This window comes from Dietzia sp. SYD-A1 (assembly GCF_015356725.1).
Classification (GTDB): Bacteria; Actinomycetota; Actinomycetes; order Mycobacteriales; family Mycobacteriaceae; genus Dietzia.
The window spans coordinates 1-6,011 of sequence record NZ_JADDKI010000380.1 but is presented as its reverse complement, the minus strand read 5'-3'; the positions used below and the strand labels follow the sequence as shown (position 1 = coordinate 6,011).

General features: G+C 68.6%; 9 protein-coding genes. 4 read left to right on the top strand and 5 right to left on the bottom strand.

The window, feature by feature from the left end; translation table 11 throughout:
- Positions 1-466 (bottom strand): CBS domain-containing protein (locus IY392_RS14090; protein WP_194861549.1); only part of this gene is annotated, 466 nt, incomplete at its 3' end.
- A gap of 198 nt (positions 467-664) precedes the next feature.
- Between IY392_RS14090 and IY392_RS14085 the strand changes: the two genes are divergently transcribed.
- Both IY392_RS14085 and IY392_RS14080 read left to right on the top strand, forming a co-directional pair.
- Entirely contained in the window at positions 665-2,125 is a 1,461-nt protein-coding gene (locus tag IY392_RS14085; RefSeq protein ID WP_197431412.1) for an APC family permease, read from the top strand.
- A gap of 197 nt (positions 2,126-2,322) precedes the next feature.
- Positions 2,323-2,814, top strand: coding sequence for a hypothetical protein (locus tag IY392_RS14080; RefSeq protein WP_107756896.1), 492 nt, complete (start codon positions 2,323-2,325; stop codon positions 2,812-2,814).
- Here the strand turns inward: IY392_RS14080 and IY392_RS14075 are convergent.
- Together IY392_RS14075 and IY392_RS19445 are read right to left on the bottom strand one after the other, a co-directional pair.
- Positions 2,709-3,251: a hypothetical protein gene (locus IY392_RS14075; protein WP_228549431.1), complete on the bottom strand. Its 543-nt coding sequence runs from the start codon at positions 3,249-3,251 to the stop codon at positions 2,709-2,711. The genes IY392_RS14080 and IY392_RS14075 overlap by 106 nt on opposite strands.
- Before the next feature lie 66 nt (positions 3,252-3,317).
- Positions 3,318-3,446, bottom strand: coding sequence for a hypothetical protein (locus IY392_RS19445; RefSeq protein ID WP_255542097.1), 129 nt, complete (start codon positions 3,444-3,446; stop codon positions 3,318-3,320).
- A gap of 316 nt (positions 3,447-3,762) precedes the next feature.
- Between IY392_RS19445 and IY392_RS14070 the strand changes: the two genes are divergently transcribed.
- On the top strand, positions 3,763-4,164 hold the full coding sequence (locus tag IY392_RS14070; RefSeq protein ID WP_107746571.1) for a helix-turn-helix domain-containing protein: 402 nt from the start codon (positions 3,763-3,765) through the stop codon (positions 4,162-4,164).
- A gap of 35 nt (positions 4,165-4,199) precedes the next feature.
- Positions 4,200-4,502: a hypothetical protein gene (locus IY392_RS14065; protein ID WP_146166335.1), complete on the top strand. Its 303-nt coding sequence runs from the start codon at positions 4,200-4,202 to the stop codon at positions 4,500-4,502.
- On the opposite strand, the gene IY392_RS14060 is transcribed toward IY392_RS14065, so the two are convergent.
- Entirely contained in the window at positions 4,465-5,205 is a 741-nt protein-coding gene (locus tag IY392_RS14060; protein WP_107746572.1) for an SOS response-associated peptidase, read from the bottom strand. The two genes, IY392_RS14065 and IY392_RS14060, sit on opposite strands and share 38 nt — an antisense overlap.
- A 193-nt stretch (positions 5,206-5,398) precedes the next feature.
- Positions 5,399-6,011, bottom strand: a 613-nt coding sequence (locus IY392_RS14055; protein WP_194861548.1) for a GIY-YIG nuclease family protein, incomplete at its 5' end; no start/stop codon positions are given.

Genomic DNA, 6,011 nt, shown 5'->3' with positions numbered 1-6,011 from the left:
CGACCGTGGTGGTCTGGGCGGGAGAGGCGGACTTGAGGAACCCGCCCAGGCGGACGAGGTCCTCATCGTGTTCCGCGAGCAGGACCCCGAGCAGCGCGGTCGCGGGCACGAGACCGACGAACCGGCCGTCGTCGACGACCGCCAGGGTCGGTTCGCCGTGTTGGACGGCGCGCCACGCCGCCTGCTCCTGCACGGCGGTCGGGGCCACCACCGGGGGAGCGGTGTCCATGATCGCGCCCGCCCGCGTGTCGTCCGGGGAGCGGAGGAGCCGCTCGATCGTCACCAGTCCGAGCAGCCGCTCGCCCTCGAGGATCGCGACCACCGCGGCGCTGTCGACGTCCCCGCTGCGAAGCCCCTCCAGCACGTGGCCCACGGTGTCGTCCGGGCCCGCGGTGGGGACGCGGCGCGAGGCATACCGGCCCGCCGTCCCGAGCGGATGGGTGTCGGCGGGAACCGAGGTCGTCATGGGCGGGTCCTGTCCGTGGTGGGGGGTTGCTCGTGAGCCAACCTGTGTGGACGACGGCGGTCAAGGGCCGGCTCGGGTCGGCGATCGAAGAACGGCTGGTGGGCGGGCCGTTGCCGTGCCATTCTTGCGAGACCTGCCGGCCCCGACCCGGGCGCAGCCGCGGCGGGGTCGGCTCGGAGCGCGGACAGAGGGACGCGGATGGAACGCACGGGGGCGGGAGGCCAGCCGGCTCTGCGCCGCGTGATGGGACCCGGCCTGCTTCTGGTGTTCATCGTGGGCGACATCTTGGGCACCGGGGTCTACGCGCTCACCGGCAAGGTCGCGGCGCAGGTCGGCGGAGTGGCGTGGTTGACCTTCCTCCTGGCCTTCGGCGTGGCGGTCCTCACCGCCGCGAGCTACCTCGAGCTGGTCACCAAGTACCCCACTGCCGGCGGGGCGGCGGCCTACGCGCACCGCGCGTTCCGGGTGCAGGCGCTCACGTACCTCGTGACCTTCGCCGTGATGGCCTCGGGCCTCACGTCCGCCGCCTCGGCCGCGCTCGCGTTCGCCGGGAATCTCACCCAGGTCATCCCCGCGGACGGGCTCCCCGACCACGTCCGCGTGGCCGAGCAGGCCCACGGCGTCGGAGGGGGCCAGCTCTCCTGGCTGGACTCGGTGACCGGGAACGGGCTGCTGGTGGGGATCGCGCTGGCGTTCATCCTCGCGGTGGCAGCGATCAACCTGCGCGGGATCTCGGAATCGGTCCGGCTCAACGTCGTGCTCACCGCGATCGAGGTCTCAGGGTTGCTGCTGGTGATCGGGATCGGGGTCTGGGCGCTCTCGCACGGCCACGGCGATCTGTCGCGGCTCACCCAGGTGGAGACCTCGCCGGGGGAGAGCCCGGTGCGCTCGATCACCGCCGCCACCGCCCTGGCCTTCTTCGCCTTCGTCGGATTCGAGGACTCGGTGAACATGGCGGAGGAGACCCGGGATCCCGCGCGCGTCTTCCCCCGGATCATGTTCGCCGGGTTGGCGATCACCGGGGTGATCTACCTGCTGGTGGTGGCGGTGTCGGTGTCCGTGGTGCCGCCGGAGGTCCTGGGTTCGGGCGAGACGCCGCTGCTCACGGTGGTGGCGGTGGGGGCGCCGGCGTTCCCCCTGTGGATCTTCGCGCTCATCACCATGGCCGCCGTGGCCAACTCGGCCCTGATCAACATGCTCATGGCCTCTCGGTTGCTCTACGGCATGGCGGGGGAGAAGGTCTTGCCCTCCCTGCTCGGCAGGGTGCTGCCCGGCCGTCGCACTCCCTGGGTGGCGATCTGCGTGACCACGCTGCTCGCCGTGCTCCTCATCGCGGGGGTCGACCTGGCCTCGCTCGGTGGCACCACCTCCCTGCTGCTCCTGGCGGTGTTCGCGGTGACCAACTGCGCCGTCCTCGTGCTGCGCCGCAGTCCCGTGGAGCATCGGCATTTCCGGGCGCCGACGGTGATCCCCGTAGCGGGCCTGCTCAGCTGCGTGTTCCTGGCATCGCCGTGGTCGGGTCGGCCGGCGGAGGACTACCGGGTCGCGGCGCTGCTCCTACTCGCCGGGGTCGGGCTGTGGTTGCTCCGGGTGGTCATGTCGTCACGCTCCCGGCGGCGGCGCGACGAGCACGCCAGGCGCCCCACGCCGGACGGATGACGTGTTGTCCGCAGGGCCCCGGTCTCGACACGTTCCCGTCGACACACATTTCGTCGACCAGGCCGGCGGCGTGGAGCACAATGAACCCAGCGGGATGCTCCCCGTGACCGCGGGGGGCCGAGGCGCGGGAATCGGGACCGGGAACTCGAGCGGAGGTCGACGGGCACCGCGCGCCACCTCGGGAAAGGAGCACCGTGATGAAGGTCGGACGCCCATGGGCCGCGTACTCGCTGACCGCCGGGATCGCGATCTGGACGCTGTCGGCACTCGGGGGCGGGCCCGGGCTGTTCCTCGCGCCGGACGGGTCGGGCCTCGGATTCGATCCGGCGATCCTGCGGAACACGCCGTTCGCCGACTTCCTCCTGCCGGGAATCATCCTCGCACTCCTCGGCGTCGCCGGGGCGGCGGTCACGGCGCTGCTGGTCCGCGGGGTGCGCGCACGCGGTCGCCGCGAGTCCCCCTCTCCGTGGCAGTGGTACTTCGCGCTGATCGTGACGCTGGGCCACCTCGTCTGGATGGCGGGGGAGATCGCGTTCCTGTGGACTCCCGTCGCGGGACTCCCCGGCGACCAGCGGGCGATGTTCTACGGGTTCTGGTGGGGGTTCGGGCTCCTGAGTGTGGCGAACCTGCTCCTGGTGTTCGCGCCGTCGACCCGGCGCATCCTGGGAGGCCCGACACGGCAGCGGTGAGGGCTCCGGCTCGGATCGCGGGACCTGCGAGGGGAGGGGTTTGCGCCCTCGGATCGCTCCAGCAGCCGTCGCATTGCGCCGCGCGCGAGCATCAGCACCACGATAAGCGTGGTCACCGCGAGGAAGCCGCCCAGCTGGACGGCATCGCCGAACGCGAGCGCTACCAGCTCGAGGACCAGCAGCTTGCTGCCCGGCAACACCAGCACCAGTGCGGCCACGTTCACCGCGCGGACTGTGCGCGTCGTGCCCGAGCGGATGCGGCCCACGATCCGCTTCTTGACCCACAGCACGAGCTCCAGGACCACCTTGAGCAGGACGGCCGTGAGAAGCGAGAGAAGGAACGTCTCCGAGAGGACCGCGGGGAGGAGCTGGACAAACACGCCCAGCACGACGAGATACACGAGCACATCAACGAGATCGATCGGACGGATCCTCACCCGCCGAGTCTATCGACCGCGGCATCGGGTGGTCCCCGGTCTCGGGGCGGTGGGCACCGGTCTCAGTCAGCCGAGTTCGTCCGCCAGCCGGACGGTGGGGATCCAGTCGATCCCGAACACCCGGGCCACCTCGGAGAAGGTGGAGGCGTCCGCATCGGTGCTGGTCGCCGAGGCGATCAGGCGGGACAGCATCACCGTCCCCGCCCGCTCCTCGATCGTGCCCGCCGCAGCGAGGAGCGTTATGTAACTATCATAGAAGTGTTGGGTTCCTGCAAATCTACGTACCCGGCGGGAGCGGTGCTCGCACAGCCCTAGCACCGGGCACGATGGCGACTATGTACCTCATCGGGACCGGGCCGAGTGAGCTGCACGCTCACATCGACCTCGACCGCCGCCTGTAACAGCTCGACCTCTTCGACGGCGCCGAGGCATCCGTGGTCTCGACCGCCCACGAGAACGGGCACTGGTCGGTCGTAGCCGAGATCCGACCCGAAACGGCGGGGGAGAGGCGATGACGCCATTTGATGCGAGGTCACTGGGGCGAGCCATCCGCACCGTTCGTCTGGAAACCGGGCTCACGCAGCTCAAACTCGCGCTCGCCATCGGCGTCAGCGGCGGCCACATGAGCATTTGGGAACGGGGCCAGGTCCCCGCCGCCCGAGGCCGTCCGGCTCACACCCCGACCATGAGCCGCGAGCAGCTCGAAGCCATCGCCGATGCTCTGGGATGCACCGCTGCGTACATCGCCGACCGCGCATCCCTGTCGGCCACCACCCGAGTAAGTCTCGGCCTGCAACCGCTCGGCCCCTCCCGCACTCTCGTCGCGGGGATCGCATACGACCTCACCGACGCCGAAGCGGACCGGGCCGCCGACTTCATCGCCGGCCTCATCGCCGCCCGCGACCTGAACTGACCGCCGGTGTCGGAGGGTCCGGTTACGGTCCCGGCGTGGACGAGCTGGTGGACCGAATCCGACAAGCGGCCGACCAGGCAGGCGAGATGCATTTCCTCGAGCTGATGCGCTGGCACCGCGTAGTCGCCGGCCTCCCCGAACCCGACTGGGGAGCCCGCGGCGTCTACCGACTCGCCGTCACCGAGCTAGGCGAAGACAGGGCCGCCGAGCTACTGCACGACCTGCGACGACTGGCCCGTAACCCCCGCCGCTACCGCAACGGCGCCGACGGTAAACCCCGCTACAGAGTGGGCCGCACCGTTAGCGACCAGCACCGCCGCCAGCAATCGATTCGATGAGGCCGGCATCATGCCGGTCCAGGGTGCGAACATTATTAACCGCCCGCGACACCGGACGGGTCCGCAGTGTCGCCGCGACCGCTCGGGACTCGGCATCAAGCAGGTCGAGCAAGTCGGAGGCCTGGTCCTTGGCGATCTTCTCCGGGGACAGCCAGGTGTCCCATGCTCCAGGGGTCAGGAATGCCGGCATCCTGTCGTGGACCTCGCCAGCCGCGTCTTCCCCGGTGCGGGTGATGATCGTGAACGTCGTCTGCCACTCGGCGTCATCACCCTCTCGGTGAAAGGCGAGTAGGCCGGCAGCGAGCAGGAGCTCGTCGCCTGGGGCGTGGACGTAGCTGGGGTTCTTGACCTCTTTGCCGTCCTCGAGGGCCTCTTGCCACTCGTAGTAGCCCGTCATCAAAACTGCGATTCGGGCGGAAGCGAACGCCGAGCGGAACATTCCGTTGGTTGCCACGCCCTCGAGGCGAGCATTGATCGGCCGTGGGCCCTTCTCCTTGGCCCAGGACGGGCGAAAGCCCCATGTCGGTAGGGACGCCTCACGCACCCGCTGATCGCCGATCGAGCGATCCCGGATGACTGGAGCCCGCGTACGGGGAGCCACCGAATACGCCGGCGGCCACTCGAAACCAGGATCGACCCCATCCAAATCGAGGTCCCCAACCAGGGCCGAGCCGGAGATAGCTACCGAGTACCGACCACACATGCCGAGACAGTAACAGTGGGAGCTCTAATCGACCGCTGACCAGCAGACATGACGGAACGCAACTTATCGGCGGCCCTACCCTGGCCAGTGGCTCTTGTACGCACTTGAGGTGCGCTGGAGTGAGCTTGGCCCAGACTGGTTCCATGGCGGGCAGCCGTTTATGACGTTGTCTTGTGGAGTTCGCCGGGCCTCTCTAGTTGTGCTCTAGAGCTTCATTTTCGCTTCGTCGGGATTGCGGCCATGCTCCCAGTGACTGCCGGTACTCGGGGGCTTCGGCTGTCTCGACGAACTCGAGGATGTTCCCGACGCGTTGCAGGAGCACGTCACGGACCTCACTGGGAGTGGCGAAGAAGAATTCCTTGCGTGGGTTTGCCTGGTTGAGAGCTCGGTCCGCAAAGTGCTTGTGTAGGTCGTTCTCGAGTGTGACCGCGTCTTCGGAAAAGAACAGCGCATGGACGTCGAAACGAAACGGTACGGAGGCTCCGCTAAGTTCTGCGATGCGCTCGGCGGGAGCGAGGCGGCGAGTCAACCCGATCTTCACTACTCCTGCCCCGAATGCGCCTTCGTTAGAGATCACGTAGATGTAGCCAGCTCGGATGTTGGCGGCGCGGTAGTCGTTCTGCTCGATTGCCTGGTCAACAGCAGCGAGCCGGGCGATGAGGTCCGCGTCGTCGCGCCCCTGGGTGCGGAGAGATTCCAATGCGTTGGCAAGGTGTGCACGTTCTTTGTCCAGCCGGGAGCGTTCTTCTTCTAGCCCCGGTGTTTCATGGGGATCTGCGGATCGCTGGGCGAAAATAGACCGAAGT

Bases quoted from the DNA above. Each gene is read 5' to 3' on its own strand.
- IY392_RS14085 (WP_197431412.1), top strand. From the start codon at position 665: ATGGAACGCACGGGGGCGGGAGGCCAGCCGGCTCTGCGCCGCGTGATG.
- IY392_RS14080 (WP_107756896.1), top strand. From the start codon at position 2,323: ATGAAGGTCGGACGCCCATGGGCCGCGTACTCGCTGACCGCCGGGATC.
- IY392_RS14070 (WP_107746571.1), top strand. From the start codon at position 3,763: ATGACGCCATTTGATGCGAGGTCACTGGGGCGAGCCATCCGCACCGTT.
- IY392_RS14060 (WP_107746572.1), bottom strand. From the start codon at position 5,205: ATGTGTGGTCGGTACTCGGTAGCTATCTCCGGCTCGGCCCTGGTTGGG.